A 20,232-nucleotide genomic window follows, 5' to 3' on the forward strand; every position below is an offset into this window, starting at 1 on the left:
ATGAAGCAAAACCCAATTCCTCAAGCCACATCCCCAATAGCGGTGTGGCTTGATTATTTAGCAAATATTCATACTTCAGCAATTGACCTTGGTCTTGATCGCGTTCAAGTGGTTGCGACTAAGGCCCAACTCACCAAACCTGCCCCGACGATAATCACTGTTGCGGGAACCAACGGCAAGGGTTCAACCTGTGCATTAATGGAAGCGATCCTGTTAGATGCCGGGTATTCCGTGGGCGTGTATAGCTCACCTCACCTGATTCGTTACAACGAGCGCGTGCGTGTTAATGGCGTGGATCTCGCAGACGATAAACACAGCGCAGCGTTTGACTTTATTGAAAAACAGCGTGGTGAGACAAGCCTGAGTTTTTTTGAATTTGGCACCTTAGCGGCGCTGAGACTATTTCAAACCGAGCAAGTGGATGTCGTGCTACTCGAGGTGGGCCTCGGTGGTCGCCTCGATGCCACCAATGTGGTGGACCACGATGTGTGCGTTATTACCAGCTTGGCTTTGGACCACGTTGATTGGTTAGGCGATGACATTGCGGTGATCGGCTATGAAAAAGCAGGTATTTTCCGCAGCGGCAAACCAGCGATCTGCGGTCAACCGACTCCGCCAGCCACCGTCGCTGCTCACGCAGACGACATTAGCGCTGAGTTCTATCAGGTTGGTATCCAATTTGATTATCAGCAGCAGGGTGAACGTTGGAACTGGCAACATGGTGCGTTTGCGTTAGAGGATCTCCCTGTCCCTGGGTTGCCTTTGCCCAATGCCGCGACGGCCTTGATGGCACTTGGGGTCTCTAATTTAGAGATCAGTGATATCAACATCGTCAACGGCCTGAAAAATGCGCGCTTAGCCGGACGAATGCAAGTGTTGCAGCAATCGCCGTTGGTGCTGATGGATGTGGCGCATAATCCACACTCAGCGCAATACCTAACTCGCCAGTTACAGTTGAACTATCCTGATAAAACCATCCGTGTGGTGGTCGCGATGCTGCATGACAAAGATATCCGATCAACGCTAGCCGCGCTTTCTCCTGTCGCGGCGCATTGGTATCCCGCTTCATTGACCGGACCAAGAGCGGCCAACGCTCGCGAGCTGCTAGGCTACTTGCCGCCGGAAACGGTTGGATACGAGACGCCTGTCGCGGCGTTTGAGCAAGCAATGAATGACGCCAGCAGCGAAGAAATGGTGTTGGTGGTGGGTTCGTTTCATACCGTTGGTGAAGTGCTGGAGTATTGGCAACAAAAAGGTAATTAAATGGCAAGTAAGTTTCAAAGCCGGCTGGTCGGAACCATCATTTTGGTGGCGATTGGGGTGATTATCCTACCGGATGTGTTGGATGGAGAAAAACTGCACTACCGAGAAGAGTTTGCCACTATCCCGATTAAGCCAGAGCTCGACAGCGAAGTGGAGAACTTTGAGATCCTTGAACCTGTCGAAGACACCATGGCGCTGCCGGAGTCACCCGTCATGACCACGGTGACGTCGAAAGATGGCTCTGCGAGTAAAGATAAGCCGAGCAAAGAGGAAGTCGCCGTTGCCGTTCAATCGGTCGAAGAGAAAAACAGCTATCAGGATTCCGGCTGGATTATTCAATTGATGGCGCTGCGTAATGCCGAAAATGCTCAGAACATGGTGAAGGATCTGCAAAAGCGTGGTTATCAAGCGCACACGATCCAAGAAAACGGTTTTACCCGCGTTGTCATCGGTCCAGATGTTTCAAAAAGTAAACTGGAGCGACAGATCCTAGAATTGGAAAAAATTACCGGTTCGAAAGGTCAGTTGCTCAAATTTAGACCATTAAACCCATAAGAAAACGTTTGCGTCGGCATTTTTTCTGTTAAAATGCGCGCCAACTTAAGATGAAGAAAAAATGAATTGGTTAGATTTTGTCATTTTAGGGGTGATCGGATTTTCAGCTCTGATCAGTTTAGTTCGCGGTTTTGCCAAAGAGGCATTGTCGTTGGTGATTTGGTTTGGAGCCTTTTTTATCTCCAGTAATTACTACACCAAACTTGCGGTGTATTTTACCAACATCGAAGACGACATGTTTCGCAACGGATCTGCGATAGCGGCACTGTTTGTCGCAACCTTAGTCGTTGGTGCAGTCGTCAATTATGTGATTGCTCAACTGGTACAAAAAACAGGGCTATCAGGTACCGACCGGATTCTCGGTGTGGTGTTTGGTGGTTTACGTGGAGTGCTGATCGTCTCTGCGGTGCTGTTTTTTATGGATGCGTTTACTGCATTCCCAAGCTCGGAGTGGTGGAAGAGTTCGCAGTTGGTTCCCGAATTCAGCCGCATCATCGCCCCCTTCTTCGAGCATTTACAAGCAACATCAAGTTTTTTGTCTGGCACTTTCAGATAGTGCCAGCAACTGTCGCAAATCGAGGATTAGGACATGTGTGGTATTGTTGGAATCGTGGGCACAACCCCTGTAAACCAGTCAATTTATGACGCGTTAACAGTGTTACAGCATCGTGGCCAAGATGCCGCTGGTATTTGTACCATAGAAAGCAATCGTTTTCGTCTGCGTAAAGCAAACGGCCTGGTGAAAGATGTTTTTGAAGCAAAACACATGCAGCGTCTACAAGGAAACGTTGGTATCGGCCATGTACGTTATCCGACAGCAGGCAGTTCTAGTGCCTCGGAAGCTCAGCCATTTTACGTAAACTCTCCTTTTGGCATTTGTCTGGCGCACAATGGTAATTTGACCAATGCTCATGAAGTTCGTCAAAAACTGTTTGAAAAAGACCGTCGCCACATCAACACCACCTCGGATTCGGAAGTTCTGCTCAATGTGCTTGCACATGAAATTGATACCGTCAAAGGCAATGTGACCGCAGAGGATGTTTTCCGCGCCATCACCAATGTTCATCGTACGATCCGCGGTGCTTATGCGGTGACGGCGATGATTATTGGCCACGGAATGGTGGCTTTTCGTGACCCGCATGGTATTCGCCCGCTTTGTTTGGGTAAGCGTGAAGACAATGGCCAGACGGAATACATGGTGGCTTCTGAGTCTGTCGCGCTTGATGCGGTGGGTTTTGACTTCCTACGTGATGTGGCTCCCGGTGAAGCTATTTATGTCACCTTCGATGGACAGCTGTTCTCGAAACAGTGCGCCGATAACCCGAAACTCAATCCATGTATTTTCGAATTTGTTTACTTTGCTCGTCCTGACTCTTTTATCGATAAGATTTCCGTTTACAGTGCGCGCGTAGAGATGGGTAAAAAACTTGGCGAACGCATTAAAGAAGAGTATGCCGATCTCGATATCGATGTGGTGATCCCCATTCCAGAGACGTCTTGCGACATCGCCCTGCAAATCGCCCAAGCGATTGATATTCCCTACCGACAAGGATTTGTGAAGAACCGCTACGTCGGTCGTACTTTCATCATGCCAGGTCAACAACTGCGCAAGAAATCGGTACGCCGTAAGCTCAATGCCATACGTTCTGAGTTTAAAGACAAAAACGTGTTGCTGGTTGATGACTCTATCGTGCGTGGCACCACCTCTGAGCAGATTATCGAAATGGCGCGTGATTCCGGCGCAAAGAAAGTGTATATCGTTTCCGCGGCGCCAGAAGTACGTTTCCCGAACGTCTATGGCATTGATATGCCAAGTGCTAACGAATTGATTGCGCACGGACGTGACAACGAAACCATCTGTAAGCTGATCGGTGCCGATGCGCTGATTTTCCAGAAATTGGAAGATTTGGTGGACGCCGTTGGTATGGGCAACCCAGACATTACCCAGTTCGATACCTCGGTCTTTAATGGCGAGTACGTGACGGGTGATATCGACCAACAGTATCTCGATTTTCTTGATTCACTGCGCAACGATGATGCGAAATTGCAGCGTGAAATTCAGCAGGACTTAGCCAACCTAGAGCTGCACAACGAAGAAGCGTAGCGTTCAACGTTGTACACAATGAAAAACCAGAGCCGCGGCTCTGGTTTTTTGCTTTCAGCTCCTGTATTCGTGCAGGTCGTAGGCAATCACGTAATCAATAAACAGGCGCACCTTCTCTGGCAGATGATCTTTATGGTTATACAGCATGTAAATGTCGCGTGGGTTTGCGCTCCAATCGGGCAGGATACGTACCAGACTGCCGTTGGCGATGTATTCACGGATCATCACATCTGGCATCAAAGTAATGCCTAGACCTTCTGAACAAGCGCTGCGTACCACATTGAGCGCATTGGCTTGGAAACGTCCTCTGTCGACGTTAATCACCGTTTCGCCTTTGCTATTGCTTAGCGACCATTTCATCAAAGGATGGCCTTTTAACAGCGAGTGGTAGTGTAGATCTTCCGCATGAGTTGGAGCAGAATGGGTACTCAGATACGCTGGGCTGGCGACTAAAATGTCTTTGACTTCGCCGATTTTGCGCGCAATCAAGCTGGAGTCACGTTGTGGGCCGACGCGAAAAATGACATCCCATTCGGTTGGGTCAAGCTGATCGGCATTGCTTTCTGTGGTGAGTTCAATATTAATTTCTGGGTATTTGTGCATAAAGCCGTTTAGCATCGGCATCATCATGCGTTTGGTCAGATTGTATGGGGTTGAGATTTTGATCTTCCCTGACGCTCCGCGGCATTCATCTGTGATCTCTTCCGCCGCGCTCGTGAGCCGTTGCAGTAGCGGTGAGCATTCATGGAAGAAGCGCTCGCCTGCTTCAGTCAGAGACAGTTTACGCGCATGTCGATTGAGCAAGCGTAAGTTCACGGACTCTTCCAGGGCTTGAATGCGTCGGGTAATGGTCGCCACGGGAATCATGGTCTTGCGCGAAGTTGCGGTATAGCTCCCATTTTCGACTACTAATCGAAATAGGTTTAGATCATCTAGTTTCATATTTCCTGACACATCGATTTACCAAAGAGGCCTAATTTAGCGCTAACTTTGCAATCAAAGCTTGCTTCATGTCAACATGTCGCACTGTTTAGCGTTTCCCATATATCTAGTAGGAAGTGCTGATATAGTGTGGAACATTTGTATAAATCGCCTTTAACAGCTAACTTTTAAACAACGCAATTGGGATGTTCGCAGGGAGCGAAATCGCATTGTTCAATTACCCAATACAATAATAAAAAATCGTTAACTACTTTGACTGAGTGCGTGAGGTGAAGCATATGTACAAGACTCACAGTCAAACGGCAACGGCCTCGGCAAGGGAAGCAGCAACGTCAACACAGATCATGCTTGTTGACGATGATCCCATTTTCCGTCGTATCACTAGTGCGTATTTGGCTGGGTTAGGATACAAGGTTGTCGAGTCGGAAAATGGATTGCAAGCGCTGCAACTGCTGCGTGAGCACGATCCGGACGTGGTCCTTTGTGATCTGTCCATGCCAGTGTTAGATGGCATCGAATTTGTAGAGGAAGTGAGTTTGGAATACCCTTCACTGCCTCTGATTGTCGTGTCTGCGACCGATGAGATGTCCGATGTGGCCAAAGCGCTTCGCTATGGCATCAAAGATTTTCTGCCCAAACCGATAGGTAATTATGGCCATCTAGCCCAAGCCATTGAAAATACCTTGGAAGATTCTTTTCATCATATTGCCGATCAACGAGATTTTTCCAGTCAGTGGTTTCGTGTTGATGACGGTGGGCAACTGCCGGATGAACAAGAGCTGCATTGGCACCTGAGCTACTTGCAAGACAATCCCAGCGCAGCAAAAGACTTGCTTCATGCTTTGTTGCCGGAGAGAGACACTTCGCTAGGTGATTGGAAATGTTCTTATAAGCTGTTGCAATCTGCCGATATGATGCCGCTCATTTTCGACTATCGGTGGCTGATGAGCGGACAATTTGCGTTTTACTTGGTCGATTCATCATCGGTGGAGCAGGGCGGCGCTGCCAGTACTTTGCTAATACGCGCGCTATTTGATGACTACCTTCGCCATCTGAAAAGCTTTAACGCGGATCTGAAAGACATCGCTGATGTTCTTGAGAAAGGCATCCGCTATTCTGAGTGCGCCGAACCCATCAATGCTCTGTTTGGTATTGCCGATCTGACTGACGGGACGGTTTCTCTGCTTCCCGCAGGTCTAGATAGCGTGTGGTCAAACGGATATAGCAAACAGCATATTTCGGCGGGTAAGAAGCTGGGTCATGGCTGCTTAGCTAACTTTGTTACTCGGGACTTGGCGATTCACAGCGTAGGCCAGTTGACTTTGGGCTGTTTGGGAACATCCAGTTTCAGTCTGACGATGATGCGTAAAAACTAGCTCTTTATCAGAATGACAAACGTGATGGTGTCCGTCACGTTTGTCATTTAACCTTACTTTTCTTCGGTGTTTGGCCGGAGACCTTTGCTGTATAGTTGCCGCGCAACAATAATAAGCCACTTTGGTAACCTCAGGTTAACCAGTGAGCAAAAGTAAAGTTATCTAGCGAAGAGTAGTGACATCATGGCAAACGAAGACTTCAAAGAGCCGTACAACCTTTTTTATTTCCTTGGTTTTATCGCGGTGCTTTTAATTCCAACCCTACCTGCAACCTTAACCTGGCTACGTGTTTTTAACGGTTACGCTGGTTTTTAAATACTGGAGTCCATCATTCGTATTCGCCGTTTTCTGCTTAATATCGTTGGTGGGCTCAGTTTATGCTTAGGCATTGCAGGCATTGTCTTACCGCTTTTACCTACCACTCCGTTTATCTTGCTAGCCAGCGCTTGTTTTCTACGTTCTAGCCCACGATTCCATCATTGGTTACATCGCCACAAAACGTTTGGCCCGGTATTGACCAACTGGCAGCAACACCGAGCCGTTACTCCACAGGTGAAAAATCGTGGTGCGCTATTTATCCTTTTCAGTTTTGCCTTTTCCATTTGGTTCGTCCCGTTTCTCTGGCTGAAAATTGCGCTGATGTGCGGGTTAATCGTTTTGCTTAGCATTTTTGTACGTCTCCCTGTGATTGGTTCGGTTGATGAGTGCAGGGAAAGTGACTAGAATTGGGAAGAAAAGTGTGCCCGCTCTTCGAGTGGGCGTTTGTTTTTTTAGCGTTATGGACTTTCGATGTCAGCCCTATAACGACGAGAACCACCCGTTCCTTGCCCTCATAATAGCGTGATAACAACAGAGGGCGGTGAGCCAATCTTAAGTAAATCGATATTATGACTACCAACACAATTTCACAGATCAAAGCCAGTATAAAAAGCATTCAGGATTACCCAAAGCCGGGGATTCTCTTTCGCGACGTGACCAGTCTGCTGGAAGACGCTGCGGCCTACCAAGCGACCATTCAACTGCTGGTCGACAAATACAAAGAGATGGGCTTTACCAAAGTGGTCGGCACAGAAGCACGTGGTTTCCTGTTTGGTGCGCCACTTGCGTTGCAACTGGGCGTCGGCTTTGTCCCTGTGCGTAAGCCGGGTAAACTGCCACGCGCGACGCTAGCTCAATCCTACGAGCTCGAGTATGGCGTTGATACGCTGGAAATCCACGTTGATGCGATCAGCGCAGGTGATAAAGTTTTGGTGGTTGATGACCTTCTGGCCACCGGCGGTACCATTGAAGCAACCACTAAACTGATCCGCCAACTAGGTGGTGTGGTCGAACACGCTGCTTTTGTGATCAACCTGCCAGAGATTGGTGGTGATAAACGTTTAGAAGCCCTAGGCCTTAACGTTTACAGCATCTGTGAATTCGAAGGACACTAATTAAGTCAATGAGTTATTTAGCTTTAGCGCGAAAGTGGCGTCCGCGTCAGTTCAAGGAAGTGGTTGGGCAGAGTCATGTTTTGACCGCATTGGAAAATGCACTAGCCCACAATCGCTTACATCACGCTTACCTTTTTAGCGGTACTCGAGGGGTAGGTAAAACCACTATTGGACGACTGTTTGCCAAAGGATTGAACTGCGAAACGGGCATTACCTCGCAGCCTTGCGGCCAGTGTGCGACTTGTCAGGAGATTGACCAAGGCCGTTTTGTCGATCTGCTGGAGATTGATGCCGCTTCTCGCACTAAGGTGGAAGACACTCGTGAACTGCTGGATAACGTGCAATACAAACCAGCACGTGGTCGATTCAAAGTCTATCTTATCGACGAAGTTCACATGCTCTCGCGTCACTCTTTCAATGCGCTGTTAAAAACGCTGGAAGAGCCGCCGGAGTATGTGAAGTTCTTACTCGCAACCACCGATCCACAAAAACTGCCAGTGACGATTTTGTCGCGTTGTTTGCAGTTTCATCTCAAACCAATTGGCGTTGATGCAATTCACCAACAGTTGGATGTGATCCTCGCCAAAGAGCAAGTGACGGCGGAAGCGCGTGCACTTGGCATGATTTCCTATGCTGCCGATGGCAGTATGCGTGATGCGCTGAGCTTAACTGATCAAGCGATTGCGCTCGGTAATGGCAACATCCTCACTGACGTTGTAAGTCACATGCTCGGCACCATCGATACTGACCAAGCTATTCATCTTCTGGAAGCCATCAGCAGCAAACAGCCGCAAGTCGCGATGGAAAAAGTGGCGTATCTGGCGCAAAACGGTGTTGAGTGGGATGGCCTACTTCAGCAGTTAGCGACGCAGTTGCACCGTGTCGGTATGTATCAGCTATTACCGTCTACACTCGATAAAAGCCAGCCCGATGCGGAAAAAATTGAGCTGTTGAGCCGCAGTTTGTCGCCGCAAGACGTGCAGCTTTTTTATCAAATTAGCTTGAAAGGGCGGCAAGACTTGCCGCTTGCGCCAAACGGCCGCATCTGTATGGAAATGATCGTGTTGCGTATGATGGCATTTCGTCCAGCAACAGCGGCGCAGATAAATCTTGTTTCAAGCGAGAGCACACCGGTTTCTTCGCCCGCTCCTGCGCCTGTAGAGCAAGCTCAAGCACCCGCATCGTCCAGCGCACCAGCCAGTCAACATGCACAGGTAACGGGTGGTCAGCCCAATGTGCAACCTGAGCCATCACGCCCTTTAGCGTCTGCACCACCGATGCAACAGCCGCCAGCGCAGTATGATGTGCCGGCGCACTATATGGATGACGTTCCAACGGATGATAGGCCACCAGAGCACTATGAGTCGCCCTATCACCCCGACGTGCGCGAAATGGCAACGCCTGCTGCTGAATCTCCAGCGCCAACTCCTGCTACAGGGTTGCGCCATCAGCTGAGATCGCAGCGCAAAGGCTTACAACAAAGTGGTGGGGCAAAAAAGCCTAACGCGACATCGGCGAGTAAAGAGTCGGTGTTAGATCGCGTCGCGCAGAAAAATGCCGGCACGATGTCGATGTCGCCAAGCAAAGTTGCGGCCATAGAAACGGTGGTAGAGGCGGATAACGAGCCTTATCAGTGGCGTCCAACCCTTGCACCGCAGCAACCAAAACAGAAAGAGCTGACGCCAAGTGAAATCAAACGTGCTCTTGAGCATGAAAAAACGCCAGAGATGGCGGAAAAGCTGATCGCGCAATCCCTTGAACAAAGTGAATGGGCGCGCCTTATTACTCGATTGGAGACGGCAAAACTGGTTGAGCAGCTTGCTCTCAATTCAGTCTACCAAAAAGAGGGCTCGACCATCGCCTTGACGCTACGGCCGCATCAGCAACACTTGAACACCGACAAGGCGCAAAACGAGCTGCTGCACGCACTCAATCGAGTGCTGGGAGATGAGTGTCATCTTTCGGTCGAGATTGGCGAGCAAGGTGAAACACCTTTGGAGCTGCGTGAGCGTCTCTATCAGCAGAAATTACAGCAGGCTTTTACCAGCCTAGAAGAAGATCCTAACGTGCAGTTTATTTTGCGCCGCTTTAGCGCGGAACTGGACAGAGACAGTGTTCGACCTGTCTAAAATATTCCCGGGGTTGAAATATCGCTTTCTCGACCCCATCCATTGTGAACACCTCATTCAACCAGAGAGATAAACATGTTTGGTAAAGGCGGTATGGGCAACCTAATGAAGCAGGCCCAGCAAATGCAAGAGCGCATGCAAAAGCTTCAAGAAGAAATCGCGAATATGGAAGTGGTGGGTGAATCAGGCGCGGGTCTGGTTAAAATCACCATCACAGGTAGCCACAGCGTGCGCCGCGTTGACATCGACGAAAGCTTGATGGAAGACGATAAAGAGATGCTGGAAGATTTGATCGCCGCTGCGTTCAATGATGCGGCGCGCCGTGTTGAAGAGACGCAAAAAGAGAAGATGGCAAGCATCACTGGCGGTATGCAACTACCACCGGGCATGAAAATGCCTTTCTAATCGACAAGGTTAGCCAATGCGTACCAGTCATATGCTGGAACAATTGATGGAGGCCTTACGTTGTCTACCTGGGGTTGGCCCCAAGTCGGCGCAGCGTATGGCCTTTCATTTGTTACAGAGAGACAGAAAAGGCGGATTGCAGCTTGCAGACGCCCTAAATCATGCGATGACCGAAATCGGCCACTGCAACGAATGCCGAACCTTTACTGAAGAGGAAGTGTGTAGCATCTGCACCAATCCAAAACGTCAGGAAAACGGCTTATTGTGCGTGGTGGAAAGCCCGGCAGATATCGCCGCCGTAGAAGCTACAGGGCAGTTTTCTGGCCGCTACTTTGTGCTGATGGGGCATCTATCGCCTTTAGATGGCATCGGCCCGAGTGATATTGGTTTGGATGTGCTGGATTATCGTTTGCGTCGTGGTGACATCACGGAAGTGATTCTGGCGACCAACCCAACGGTTGAAGGCGAGGCCACCGCGCATTACATCGCAGAGTTATGCCGTGAGCATCAAGTGACTGCTAGCCGTATTGCCCACGGGGTGCCTGTTGGCGGCGAGCTTGAGCTGGTGGATGGCACAACCTTGTCTCATTCGCTCCTCGGGCGGCACAAGCTTTTTTAGCCGAGTTCTGTGTAAAAAACCGCGCCTTGGCGCGGTTTTTTTGTTCAACATAGGCTAAAGGATAATCTCGACACCTTGTATGAGTGCGCCATAAGTCGGATCGCATATTTCTTTTTGAAGATAGAGCATTACTTGCTTCTTCTGAGCATGGGCCGTCATGATGAGCGATTGCCAGGTGCCATTCCAGTTTTGATTCCATTCATTTGGACTCGGAGAGCGATAACTGGCTATTTTTCCTTCTTGTGTCGCAGCACAACCTATCTCTATCGGCTCTTTGAATTTTACAAATAATTTTGAACGTTCAGTGTTTCCGTAAGGTTGGTCCATCAGGTGTCCCATTTTCTCTATAGTCACTGGCCCATACCATTTACCTATCTCAGCACTAGCATTTGTGGCAGTCAGCAGTGCGATTAGGAAAAAAGCTTTTAGTCCTGTATTTCTATTCATTGATGACCTCAATTCCCCATAAGTTTAATCCATGTGTAGCGTGACACGCACCAGTCAATAGTATTCTCACTGGTTTGTTTTGCGCTTGTGCTGCAAGTGCGCCAGAAAAAATAGCGTCAACAACGATGTAATTGTCAGCGACGTTAGTAACTCTTCTGGTAGTGTTATTCAGTTCACAAGTCGTTTCTATGGACTCATTAAATTGGATTGATACTCGGTGGACATGCTGAATCTGGCGAGATACGCTTTTAATTGTATAAGGACCGTACCATTTTGTCCCTGCGTCTGTGTAGATTTCAGAGTGTGAAGCAAAAGAAAGTAGTAAACTGATAATGCCGATGATGATTTTTTTCATATTCCTAGCCTAAGTTATTTATTTGAAGCTCCTATTATCTACAGGTATTAATTACGGAAAAGTATTTTTTACACTTTATATTAAGTGTGTGAAGTATGTCATTGTTGAATGTATTTCTTCTTTTGGATTTAAAGCATATCTATTATTTTCTCTATTTTGGAGGTTGAATGGAAAAGGGAATAATACCTAAAGTATGGATATCGGTGACATTTGTCACAATACTTATTCTGCTAATAATAAATATTTTACTTTGGTCTGATTTTGGTACGAAAGATTCAGTTGAAGAAAAATATTTAAAACGCTCTGAGAATTTCAGCAGCGATCTTGGGAAAGAAACTTTTACTGTTGAAAAGCTCAATAGCCAGATTGCCGTTAAGAGTTTGCGACAATCGGTGTTTAATGATGGTTTTGATATTAAAGCTACTGATGTACAGAGTAGTTCTGACGGTGAAAATATGGAAATCAACAAGAGAATTTCTAATTTAGAAAAAGAAATAATAGAGTTGTCTAATTAAAAAGGCTTAAGAATGAATAAATGGCTAGGTTTACTCATATCAGGAATAGCGATACCAGCGTGGTCTTCGACGGTTGGTACACTTCCCGGTGAGCTCTCAATCGAACAAGGGGTCGCCTATTATCAGATCCCATTGAATCTTCCCAATGGTATCGGTGGTATTCAACCCGCACTCGCACTTAGCTATTCCAGTGCTGGAACGTTGCGAAGCGCACTTGGCGCAGGTTTTACACTCAGTGGCTTATCGTCTATTAGCCGTTGTGGTGATGTGCCTTATATCGATGGTGATTACAATACAGTCACATTGACGGAAACCGACAATTACTGCCTTGATGGTAACCGACTTGTTGCTGTAGACGGAACGATTGGCAAAGATCAGTCAATCTACACTACCTATATCAATACTCAAGCGAAATTAACGCTCTCCGGTAATACAACCAGCAGCAATAGCTATTTTGTCTTACAAGAGAAAAACGGTTCATCCAAGCGTTACAATTACCATGAGTTGTCACAATCTTGGTTGCTTGCGTCAGAGTTAAGTCACCCCAAATCTGCGCCGATAAACTACCACTATGATGATTTAGGCCAGTTAGCGTCGATAGAGTATGACATTTACCAGGTAAGCTTTAATTATAAAAACATCTATAATTCTACTTCCTCATTTATTACTCACTCCAAGGTCAATGGAGTAGTTAAAGCTCAACGTGAACATCTGCATAAAATTGATATTAACATCAATGGCAAGTTGAAAAATTACTACAAGTTCCACTATGACTTGCAAGCTGGAATGGCTGAAACAGCGGGTGCTTTCCTGAGTAAAGTGGAGTATTGCGATAAAAATGATGTTTGTATGCCAGGGACTCGCTTTGATTGGCAAGCCATGACACTTCCTCAAGCCAATAAGCCATATTTTGGCCAAACCGTTCTCAGCCATGATTTGCAAAACTGGGGCAATATACAAATGCCTGCCAATTGGGGGGCTGCGGTAACTCACAGTTGGTGGGTTGATATCAATGGCAACGGTATTAGTGATTTTTGTAAAACAGGTAATACCGGATTGATATGCCACCTTGATGTCGGCACGAATCTCTCGGTTAAAACGTACTCAATAAGCCAATGGGGCGATAAGGATGCTCACTGGTGGATTGATATTAACAGCGATAGCAAATCCGATTTTTGCCGCGTGGAATCCGGTCAGTTACATTGTGATAGTTTTAACCCAGATGGTACAACGGAGAAACTGCAGTGGCCTTTATCTCTGTTGGGTATGAAAGAGTTTCGTTGGTGGAAAGACACCAATGCCAATGGTGTTCCTGAATACTGTCGTCGCCTTGGTGATGAATTGCTGTGTTCAGAGCCGCAAGCTGATGGAGAGTGGTCTGATACCGTCAGCGTTAAAGGTATGCAATGGGCTAGCGCCGATTCAACATTTTGGGTGGATTTGAACGGTGATGGAAGCAGCGATCTTTGCAGTGTGGATTATAAAACCGTTCGATGTACTTTTTTCTCTGGCTCCGATGTCTTGGAGAAAAACAAAACTTATTCGCTGTCTGCAGAAACCAAAGTTGATAGCCGTTGGTGGGTGGATGTTAACGGCGACGGTGCGAGTGATTTTTGTCGAGTAACCAAAAATGACTTCGGCCAAGAGAAAAATTTAACCTGTTCACTAGGTTCGCTGGGCACAATCGAACAATTGGAAGATGATATTGTATTGGTTGGAGGTATTGATTGGACTGCCGAGCTTGGCGCAGCAGACAAACGTTGGTGGGTTGATTTAGACCAAGATGGCGTAGTGGATTTCTGCCGTGGCGTAGGCAATACCGTTAAATGTTCCAACATCAACAAACGCAGTTACGATTTTTCGGTGAACGCTTGGGGAAGCGGATTTAACTCCTTTATGGACTTGAACCAAGACGGTGTGATTGATTTTTGCAAAAAAGTATCTAACCGTATCGAGTGTCAAGCGGCAACACAAAACAATCATGGTACTTTGTTGCTCAAAAGCGTCACAAATGGTCTGGGCCATAAATCGAGAGTCTGGTTTGGCCCTTATAAAGATCACACCATTGTGGAATCTTTTCAGTCCGCAGAACCCGGTAAACGAAACCTACCGGCATCTTATCCGGTGGCTTATCGTTTAGAGACAGACAACGGGAAAGGGAAAAACAACTATCTGTTTCAGTTTGGTCCTGTGCGCAACTCCTTCGATGGGGCAACTGAATCTGGTTTTACTTGGATCCGTCAACGAGACTTTGTCGATGGCATCAATACACGCAACGCGGAAACTCATTTTTATACTGAGTTTCCCTATACGGGCTTGATTAGAAAACACACCGATTACTTAGGTAACCATCAGAACTTGTCTGCAGATTGCGAAGAGTGCTTCGAAGGCTCATTTTGGAACTTTAGAGAGTTAAGACTACTTGGCTCTTCGCAAATGGATTATGCAAGTCATCAACAAACCTTAACCGCAACCAAGATTCGTCGTTCAGAAACCCAAGTGGCACGTGAAGTAGAGCTACTTGCCTCAGACTACAAACTCGTTGAATATCAGGGGAAAAAATATGCTTCTGATGCAGATAAGTTTGTTCCGATCGGTGGTTCGCCACTAACACCAATTATTGTTCCATCAACGCAGTATTTCTTAGTGGAAGAGGAGGTTACAGATCCTCAAATAGCTTCACCAATTTGGTCCATGTCTACGGTATCGGATCAAATGAATGCGGAATTATTGCAGCAGCGTCTTCCTACCCAAATCGTAAAGGCGGTTAAGAAAAGTGACTATACAACGGTCGTCAATTACATTTCGACACCAATAAACCGTTCTAGTTACGCGACCTATCAGAAGCAAAGAGTCGATACGCGCTATACCGATACGGGGGATGTGCAAAGTGTTGTAAAAGTAGAGCAGTTGGATGTTGATCAGTTTGGCAATGTTGGAAAAGTAATTACTACAACGTCTGGTGTTAACCCAATAACTGGTCGGGAAGAAGTCTTCAGTGAGATCACAGAAAACCGTTACTCTAACAATGAGAGTCGGTGGCTTGTCGGTCTGTTAGAGCATACCAAAACAACGCTTGTACATAGCGATGGGTCGCAAAGTAGCAAAGAAGCTGCGTTTGCCTACGACCCTCAAACTGGATTGCTAGTTGAACAAATTGAATACCCCGGAACAGCTTTTGCGGTCAAAACTGCAAAACAGAGAAATGCCCAAGGTATTGTTGAACTTGAGGCAATCACTGCCACCAACGGAAGCTTTAATGAAACACGCTCAACAGAATATCAGTTTACGTATGAAGGCGATGTGGTCAAAACTAAAATCACTAACCCTCTGGGCCAAATTGTTGAAGAGTCCATGGATCTTTATCAAGGAGTTATCTCAAATAGCGGCGCTAATGGTTTAACAACGACAACGACGTTAGACGGTTTTGGTAGAGAAACACACATTCGTACTTCAAATGGTATGCTACAAAGTGCCATTCACAGATATTCAGCGGACAGTGACAATTGTAAGTTTTCTCTATCCAACGCAGTTTACTGTATTGTCAATGAATCCATAGGTGCTGGTAAGAAAATCAGTTTGTACGATTTTCTTGAACGAGAAGTGCGAAAAGCGACACTTTCTGTTGATGGTAAATGGGTGCTAGTTGACTCTTCCTATGACGCCAAAGGGAACTTAATTTCGGTTACCAAACCCTACTACCAAGGGGACATTCCACAGTACATTACTACCGCATACGACGATTTAGGGCGTATCGTTTCCGTTCGAGAACCTGGTCCTGCGGGTAAAGAAGAAAACTGGGTAACGTATCAATATGCCCCTTTCTCTGTGGCAAAAACGGATGCCAACGGTCGGGTTAATACTACCTATACGAATGTACTGGGATGGGAGATCCAGAAAACCGAACCTCAAGGTGGGAGCATTCGCTACGAATACTATGCGAACGGTTTACTCAAAAATGCGATTGCTTCTGAGGGGGAAATGGTTTCCACCAAATACAACTTGCAAGGGAAGAAAACGTTTATAGACGATCCAGATCTTGGAATTTGGACATATGTGTATGACGGTTTTGGGCAGTTGATACAACAAACGGATGCAAAAGGACAAACAGTCAATTTCTCCTATGACAAGTTGGGCCGAAAAAGTGCTCAAACCGAAGAGAATGTCGTAATAGCCAATGGAGAAGAGCAGAGTAAGAGCAGAACCATCTACTGGAGATACGATCAGGTCGGTTCTCGGCAATGGGTTGGAGCGTTACTGCAGACCGAAGTCGTTGGAGAAACGATTAAGAATTTTGTGTATAACGACAAAGGGTTACTTAGCCGTGAAGAAGTGATCACTGAAGATCATACGTTTACTCGCGACTTAGAATACAACACGATTGGGCAACTGATTCGTGAATCTCGACCTGACCAGTTTGTACTCCATTATGAAAGAGATGGTGCCACGGGGATAAACACCGAGGTATGGGGGGACATTTCTCAAGCGCAAGTTAACTTTACTGAGCAAGAGTTTAAGCAGGTGATTCAACCTTTGATCACTGAAGCACTGGCTAAAGCGAAGGAGTATGTTTCAAACATTAGGGACTTGCAGGAACAACAATATTTCTACGCCCAAAGACGGAAAGAGTATGAAGCTTTGCAAGCCAATGTTATTTCGTTTGATGGTCGAGCTGAGAACGAACAATTTTCTCAGAGAATGTATTCCGAATTGCATGGCCGACCACTGACGGTATATGTAGATGAATATGGAGAACGCTATTTTGAAGTCTCTTCTCGCACGGTGCTGATTCCAGCTAATGTACTTATTCCCATCATTCAGCAGCCTAAATTCCATCTGAAAATAGAAGGGAATTTGCTGAGACAAGTCAGTTTGGAAGAGTGGGAGATGGTGAAAAATCTGCTGCAGGATGAGGGACAGATTGCGTATTATGGCAATTACTCTCGTGACGGTGGTATGAGTTTAGCCACATTTAATCTGGACAGAGACGATCCACTTTACGATCAACGCATGAGAGCGATGTTTACCGAACTTACCGATCTTGCGGGAGAAATTGATCGACTGGAGTATGTTGAACAGCTAACAACTCAGCGAATGCAAAGCTACCTAGCTGCGGCAGAGCAACTAGTGAAGTTGGTGAAACAGGTCAAACTGGTCTCTCAGAAATATCAAGCCTTGGCGAGCCAATCTCAAAGCGAATCCAATTGGCTTAGCGAGTTGAAAGAACAAAATCCAGATGCAGGTAAAGTGACCTATTGGAAACTGAATGCGTTGGATGCTGAGGGGCGTATCACATCCGAAATATTCGGCAATGGTTTGGTAAACAGTTACGACTATCACGAAGGAAACGGACAGCTACTGAATATCTATACTAAGCAAGGCACGAAACTCGTACGCGGTATTCATTATAGTTACGACCGGATGGACAATGTGAAAAGTCGCCATGACTTAGTCAACGACATCAAGGAAACCTACTATTACGATAAGCAAGACCGCTTGACAGACTATTATCTGGAAGGGGTAAACCAAGCTCACGCTGATAACCCATTGTTTAATAAAACGTACTCGATGGCATACGCAGCCAACGGCAATATCCGATACAAATCCGACGTTGGACACTATGTGTACGCAGATCCCAAGCATAAACATGCTGTTACGCAAGTTGGTGAGTTGACTTATTCCTATGATGCTAACGGAAATATGCTGTCAGACAGTAATCGCGATATTCGATGGAACGTGTGGAATAAACCTACTGAAATTGTGAAGGGTAATGCTTGGGTGCGCTTCAACTACGATGAATCCAATACTCGTTATCAAAAACAGACAAATACTGGTGATACTACTTGGTATTTTGGCAAGGTATATGAAAGAACAGAGTTAAGTTCAGGGGACATTCAACACAAGCAATTTATTTACGCTGGTGATGGCTTGGTTGCTGTAAATATTAATACCGTTAAAACTGATGGCTCGGGAAATTTTGCTTCTGTCGATCGTCAAATTCGCTACAGTCATGCTGACGCATTGAAGTCTGTTGATATGGTGACAGATATGTGGGGCAATGTGGTGGACCGTAAGCTATATGATCCTTGGGGTAAAGTTCGACCATTTGAATGGGCCCAACCGCAAAATGTTCTTTTGCAAGCTGTCATGTTTAATCGAACCTACACTGGTCATGAGAGTATTGATGAAGTCGGCCTGATTCATATGAATGGTCGCCTGTATGATGCCTCAATTGCTCGATTCATTAGCGCTGATATCTTCATCCAATCGCCGGATAACAGCCAATCTTTCAATAGGTACAGCTATGTACTGAATAATCCGCTGAAGTACAACGATCCTTCGGGGCATTTCTTTAAGCGAATAGGCAGAGAGTTCCGAAGACAATGGAACGATCTTAAAGACTTTGTCGACAAACATCGGAAGATCGTTGCGATTGTTGCAAGTGTTGTTGTCACGGTTTATACCGGAGGAGCCTATGCCGGTATGCTTGCTAAATATGGCGGTAGCTATTTAGTCTCAGGAACGATGGCGAACGGAATTACGGCTGGTGCGCTGGCGGGGGCATCTGGTGGTGCATTTGCGGGGGGAATATTGACGGACAGTTGGGACGGCGCATTGAGAGGGGCTGCGGTAGGAGCAATTACTGGTGCTATTGGTGCATATAATGGCTTGAGCCCAACGAAAGGTTGGCTAGATGCGACACGTAAAGTGGCCGTGGCCGCGACCGGAGGGTGCGCAACTGGGAAAATTGTTGGTGGCTCGTGCAGTGATGGCGCTAAGTTTGCGGCATTATCTCAAGCGATCATTTTAGGCTTTGAGTATATGAAGAATGCTACTGACAGCTATAAGCTTCGCTCTTGCCGAGGAAGTCATTCAATCTGCAAATACAATAAAGATGGTGATTTATTAACGGATGGTACTCGTGGCCATAAACAAATACCTGGGACATCTCCCAATGGAGGTAACGAGTATACTCGGATGTTTGTCAATGGAGGTATGGCTCCAGAAGCATCAGGGCGGCATCTCTATAGCGAAAATGGTTTAATTGGCCGTTTTATTAATAAAGTGTCAAAGGTTCATGACTATTTTAACTCGGATATATCTAAGTTATTTGGATTCCAAGGTTATGATTCATGGAGTGGTCAGTGGTTGCAAGGAACGCACAGTTACAATTTCGCGTTTCAAACTTATAGTTTTGTTGGAATGTTGCCAGCGGCAATATACACAGGTGCTGCGTTAGTCGCTCCATATCCGGTGTATCCTTACACACAGTTAGGTCGGAAATAAGTGGAATAGGTAAAATAGAACAAGGCGGATATCATATCCGCCTTTTTTATTGTGCGCCGAGCATGGCGTTGATCTAGGAGGTGAAAGTCCTCTACGGGCTCAGTCGAGCGAGAACCGTTAGCCTATGCAAGGGTGTTCACCGTGAGGTGAAACCTGAAGGAAGCAAACGGCAAAACTTGGTTGTGACGAACAGAGAAGTGGCCCCCGATTTTCGGACATGACTTTAAGTGGTCGATCTGTTTTGATAGTACCCAACAATACAGGGACAGATTATGACTAGAAAACGTAGAAACCACTCTCCTGAGTTTAAAGCTAAGGTGGCACTCGATGCCGCTAAAGGCGATAAAACCGTCGCTGAGTTAGCTCAGAAATACAACCTGCACGCTAACCAAATCTCGACATGGAAAAAGGAGCTGCTTGAAAACGCAGCCATGATTTTTTGGCCAAAGTGCTCGGTCGTTAGACCGAGCCCAGCGAAAGAGTTCGCTGGTTAAATCCACCCCATTGCCGATAAAGCGCCAGTGTGAGCTGCTCAATATTGCTCGCTCTACCGCTTACTATCAACCCATAGGACTCTCTGCTGAGGAGATTGCGTTGCGCCGTATGATTGACGAAATTCATCTTCAGTATCCGTTTATGGGCAGTCGGCGCATTCGAACTGAGCTGGCTAAGAAGGGTCATAGCGTTAATCGTAAGCGTGTTGTTCGACTCATGCGCGATATGGGGATTGGGGCGATTTACCCCAAGCCCAAAACGACGCTGGCGAACAAAGCACACAAGGTGTATCCCTACCTGTTGCGTG

The 20,232-nt window shown here is 46.6% G+C and carries 15 protein-coding genes and 1 pseudogene; 13 read left to right on the forward strand and 3 right to left on the reverse strand.

Annotated elements, in window-relative coordinates:
- The 4 genes from folC to purF all read left to right on the forward strand — a co-directional run bounded on the left by folC (window position 1) and on the right by purF (window position 3,922).
- Entirely contained in the window at window positions 1-1,263 is a 1,263-nt protein-coding gene (gene folC, locus UF06_RS11185) for a bifunctional tetrahydrofolate synthase/dihydrofolate synthase (protein WP_045570537.1), read from the forward strand.
- Window positions 1,264-1,818, forward strand: a complete 555-nt coding sequence (locus tag UF06_RS11190) for an SPOR domain-containing protein (protein WP_045570538.1) — start codon at window positions 1,264-1,266, stop codon at window positions 1,816-1,818.
- Window positions 1,819-1,879: 61 nt separating this feature from the next.
- Window positions 1,880-2,374, forward strand: coding sequence for a CvpA family protein (locus tag UF06_RS11195; RefSeq protein ID WP_045570539.1), 495 nt, complete (start codon window positions 1,880-1,882; stop codon window positions 2,372-2,374).
- Window positions 2,375-2,407: 33 nt separating this feature from the next.
- Window positions 2,408-3,922, forward strand: coding sequence for an amidophosphoribosyltransferase (purF, locus tag UF06_RS11200; RefSeq protein ID WP_045570540.1), 1,515 nt, complete (start codon window positions 2,408-2,410; stop codon window positions 3,920-3,922).
- Window positions 3,923-3,976: 54 nt separating this feature from the next.
- Here purF and UF06_RS11205 read toward each other — a convergent pair whose 3' ends face one another.
- Complete coding sequence (locus UF06_RS11205; RefSeq protein ID WP_045570541.1) at window positions 3,977-4,864, reverse strand: LysR family transcriptional regulator; 888 nt, start codon at window positions 4,862-4,864, stop codon at window positions 3,977-3,979.
- Between the two features lie 278 nt (window positions 4,865-5,142).
- Here UF06_RS11205 and UF06_RS11210 point away from each other — a divergent pair, with 278 nt between their 5' ends.
- The 6 genes from UF06_RS11210 to recR all read left to right on the forward strand — a co-directional run bounded on the left by UF06_RS11210 (window position 5,143) and on the right by recR (window position 10,826).
- Window positions 5,143-6,240 carry a response regulator gene (locus UF06_RS11210; RefSeq protein ID WP_045570542.1) on the forward strand — a complete coding sequence of 366 codons (1,098 nt, stop codon included), beginning with the start codon at window positions 5,143-5,145 and terminating at the stop codon, window positions 6,238-6,240.
- A 330-nt stretch (window positions 6,241-6,570) separates the two neighbouring features.
- Window positions 6,571-6,963 carry a YbaN family protein gene (locus UF06_RS24330; protein ID WP_171816730.1) on the forward strand — a complete coding sequence of 131 codons (393 nt, stop codon included), beginning with the start codon at window positions 6,571-6,573 and terminating at the stop codon, window positions 6,961-6,963.
- 164 nt (window positions 6,964-7,127) lie between these two features.
- On the forward strand, window positions 7,128-7,673 hold the full coding sequence (apt, locus tag UF06_RS11220; RefSeq protein ID WP_045570543.1) for an adenine phosphoribosyltransferase: 546 nt from the start codon (window positions 7,128-7,130) through the stop codon (window positions 7,671-7,673).
- A gap of 8 nt (window positions 7,674-7,681) precedes the next feature.
- Window positions 7,682-9,802 (forward strand): DNA polymerase III subunit gamma/tau, encoded by a 2,121-nt coding sequence (gene dnaX, locus UF06_RS11225; protein WP_045570544.1) that lies wholly within the window; start codon window positions 7,682-7,684, stop codon window positions 9,800-9,802.
- A gap of 75 nt (window positions 9,803-9,877) precedes the next feature.
- Complete coding sequence (locus tag UF06_RS11230; RefSeq protein ID WP_039430063.1) at window positions 9,878-10,207, forward strand: YbaB/EbfC family nucleoid-associated protein; 330 nt, start codon at window positions 9,878-9,880, stop codon at window positions 10,205-10,207.
- Window positions 10,208-10,223: 16 nt separating this feature from the next.
- Window positions 10,224-10,826 (forward strand): recombination mediator RecR, encoded by a 603-nt coding sequence (recR, locus tag UF06_RS11235; protein ID WP_039440073.1) that lies wholly within the window; start codon window positions 10,224-10,226, stop codon window positions 10,824-10,826.
- A 54-nt stretch (window positions 10,827-10,880) separates the two neighbouring features.
- On the opposite strand, the gene UF06_RS11240 is transcribed toward recR, so the two are convergent.
- Together UF06_RS11240 and UF06_RS11245 are read right to left on the reverse strand one after the other, a co-directional pair.
- Complete coding sequence (locus UF06_RS11240; protein WP_045570545.1) at window positions 10,881-11,273, reverse strand: hypothetical protein; 393 nt, start codon at window positions 11,271-11,273, stop codon at window positions 10,881-10,883.
- Window positions 11,266-11,628 (reverse strand): hypothetical protein, encoded by a 363-nt coding sequence (locus UF06_RS11245; protein WP_045570546.1) that lies wholly within the window; start codon window positions 11,626-11,628, stop codon window positions 11,266-11,268. Before UF06_RS11245 ends, UF06_RS11240 begins: the two co-directional genes overlap by 8 nt.
- A gap of 167 nt (window positions 11,629-11,795) precedes the next feature.
- Here UF06_RS11245 and UF06_RS11250 point away from each other — a divergent pair, with 167 nt between their 5' ends.
- From UF06_RS11250 to UF06_RS24335, 3 genes and pseudogenes are all read left to right on the forward strand, one after another.
- Window positions 11,796-12,143: a hypothetical protein gene (locus UF06_RS11250; RefSeq protein WP_045570547.1), complete on the forward strand. Its 348-nt coding sequence runs from the start codon at window positions 11,796-11,798 to the stop codon at window positions 12,141-12,143.
- Between the two features lie 12 nt (window positions 12,144-12,155).
- Complete coding sequence (locus UF06_RS11255; protein WP_045570548.1) at window positions 12,156-19,430, forward strand: RHS repeat-associated core domain-containing protein; 7,275 nt, start codon at window positions 12,156-12,158, stop codon at window positions 19,428-19,430.
- Between the two features lie 272 nt (window positions 19,431-19,702).
- Window positions 19,703-20,232 (forward strand): annotated as a pseudogene (locus UF06_RS24335) (IS3 family transposase); the annotation flags it as partial.

The organism is Vibrio sp. S234-5, from assembly GCF_000960595.1.
In the GTDB taxonomy this organism is placed as follows: domain Bacteria; phylum Pseudomonadota; class Gammaproteobacteria; order Enterobacterales; family Vibrionaceae; genus Vibrio.